Source organism: Tepidimonas fonticaldi, from assembly GCF_007556755.1.
GTDB classification, from domain to species: Bacteria; Pseudomonadota; Gammaproteobacteria; order Burkholderiales; family Burkholderiaceae_C; genus Tepidimonas; species Tepidimonas fonticaldi.
The window spans coordinates 1-1,946 of the sequence record NZ_VJOO01000068.1; the positions used below are offsets into that span (position 1 = coordinate 1).

The following is a 1,946-nucleotide window of genomic DNA, read 5'->3' on the forward strand; positions in this document are numbered from 1 at the left end:
TGGAGCGTGCGCATCTGCGCCCGATCGCCGGCATCGCCCCCTTCCTGCAGGTGCGCGAGCTCGTGCGCCGGGTCAATGCCGAGGGCTGCATCGAACTGGACACCAACGCCTACAGCGTGCCGTGGCGCTTGATCGGCGAGACGGTGACAGTCATCGTCAGCGCCGACACGGTGGTGGTCGAGTACGCCGGTGAGGAAGTGGCCCGCCACGCGCAGCTCTCCGGCAGTCGCGGGCGCAGCATCGAGCGTAGCCATCTGCTGGGTGGGTCACCGCCGCCGGCCGCAATCGAAGTGCCGCCGCCCACCGATGCGCTGCTGCGTCCGTTGGCCGAATACGAAGCGCTCGTCGGAGGCGGCTGGTGATGATCGATACCGACCGACTCGACGAACTGCTCACCCGGCTGCGGCTGACGGCAATTCGCGATCAGCTCGACAGCCTGCTCGACGAAGCCGGCCGGGCGCAGATGACGCTGCGCGAGGCGCTGCTCGACGACGACGTCGCGGCCTGACCGCGGCTGAACGGCGGGGCGGTTTCGCGCACCCTTTCGCCCGGCTGTGGTATCCTTGCGGGACCCGGGGCGTGGAAATCTTCTCCATCCAGGGCCGCCGGCCCGGCGCAGCGCTTCCGCCGGCGATGCCGCGCCCCCGAGGAGCCCACACCGACCCGAGGATCCGACCACGACCATGACCCACTGCGACCTTGCCGGCAGCGCACTGCGCGTCGCCCCCGACCATCTCCCCGATCCGCCACTCGACATCCCGGCCACCGCCACGCCGCAGCAGGCCGTGCTCGCCGGCGGCTGCTTCTGGTGCGTCGAGGCCGTCTACCGCCGCCTCGACGGCGTGCTCGACGTGCGCTCCGGCTACGCCGGCGGCAGCGCCGACAGCGCCAACTACGACGCCGTTTGCACGGGCCGCACCGGCCACGCCGAGGCCGTGCTGATCCGCTTCGACCCCGCGCGCATCAGCTACGGTCAGCTACTCAAGGTGTTCTTTGGCGTCGTCCACGACCCGACCCAGCACAACCGACAAGGCAACGACATCGGCTCGCAGTACCGCTCGGCAGTCTTCTACGCCGACGACGCACAGCGCCGCGTCGCCGAGAGCTACATCGCGCAACTGGACGCGGCTGGCGTATACAACGCGCCCATCGCCACCACCCTCGAACCGCTGCAGGCATTCCACGAGGCCGAGGCGTACCATCAGGACTACGCCGCGCGTCACCCGACCCAGCCCTACATCGTCCACGTCGCCGCGCCGAAGGTGGAAAAACTGCAACGCCACTTCCGCGACCGCTTGCGCAACGACAGGAGCGACGTCACATGAGCGCTCATGCCCCGCGCCGCTCGGCCAGCGGCCACGACCTCACCCCGCCGGACCCGCAGACCCGCGAGCGGCTGATTGCCGCTCTCAGCCCCGAGGCGCGCCGCATCCTGCTCGACCATGGCACCGAGCGCGCCTTCTGCGGCGGTCTGCTGCACGGCCAGGGGCCCGGCACCTACCACTGCCGCCTCTGCCACCTGCCGTTGTTCCGCGCCGAGGACAAGTTCGACTCCGGCACCGGCTGGCCCAGCTTCACGCAGCCCTTCGACCCCGAACACATCGCCGAATACCGCGACAGCAGCCACGGCATGATCCGTATCGAAATCCGCTGCGCCCGCTGCGACGGCCACCTCGGCCACGTCTTCCCCGACGGCCCGCCACCCACCGGCCTGCGCTACTGCCTCAACTCCGCGGCGATGGCCTTCGTGCCGGCGGGCGGGTAGGCCTCGGGGTATAGGAAGTTCAACCGCCCTTTTTTGCGAGTCTGGCGGGTAGGAAGCGGCCGCGCAAGCGCCGCTTTGGGCACAGATCGGGCACAGATCGGGGGTTCATGCGTGGGTTTTCGACATCGCGGGGCCACGCAGCGGCTCAGTGCGTAGCCATTTCTCACCGAATCCCGGCACA

At 69.7% G+C, this 1,946-nt stretch carries 4 protein-coding genes; all 4 read left to right on the forward strand.

Translation table 11 applies throughout. The features are described 5' to 3' along the window. Positions 1 to 362 (forward strand): Mu transposase domain-containing protein (locus Tfont_RS14300; protein ID WP_453822753.1); only part of this gene is annotated, 362 nt, incomplete at its 5' end. After that, positions 362 to 508: a hypothetical protein gene (locus tag Tfont_RS14305; RefSeq protein WP_221934303.1), complete on the forward strand. Its 147-nt coding sequence runs from the start codon at positions 362 to 364 to the stop codon at positions 506 to 508. The genes Tfont_RS14300 and Tfont_RS14305, both read left to right, overlap by 1 nt. Positions 509 to 683: 175 nt before the next feature. Further along, on the forward strand, positions 684 to 1,325 hold the full coding sequence (msrA, locus tag Tfont_RS14310; RefSeq protein ID WP_143969927.1) for a peptide-methionine (S)-S-oxide reductase MsrA: 642 nt from the start codon (positions 684 to 686) through the stop codon (positions 1,323 to 1,325). Further along, on the forward strand, positions 1,322 to 1,765 hold the full coding sequence (gene msrB / locus Tfont_RS14315; RefSeq protein WP_143969928.1) for a peptide-methionine (R)-S-oxide reductase MsrB: 444 nt from the start codon (positions 1,322 to 1,324) through the stop codon (positions 1,763 to 1,765). Before msrA ends, msrB begins: the two co-directional genes overlap by 4 nt. Positions 1,766 to 1,946: the final 181 nt, after the last annotated feature.

Excerpts from the sequence above, each read along its gene's own strand:
- Tfont_RS14305 (WP_221934303.1), top strand. The coding sequence starts at position 362 with ATGATCGATACCGACCGACTCGACGAACTGCTCACCCGGCTGCGGCTG.
- msrA (WP_143969927.1), top strand. The coding sequence starts at position 684 with ATGACCCACTGCGACCTTGCCGGCAGCGCACTGCGCGTCGCCCCCGAC.
- msrB (WP_143969928.1), top strand. The coding sequence starts at position 1,322 with ATGAGCGCTCATGCCCCGCGCCGCTCGGCCAGCGGCCACGACCTCACC.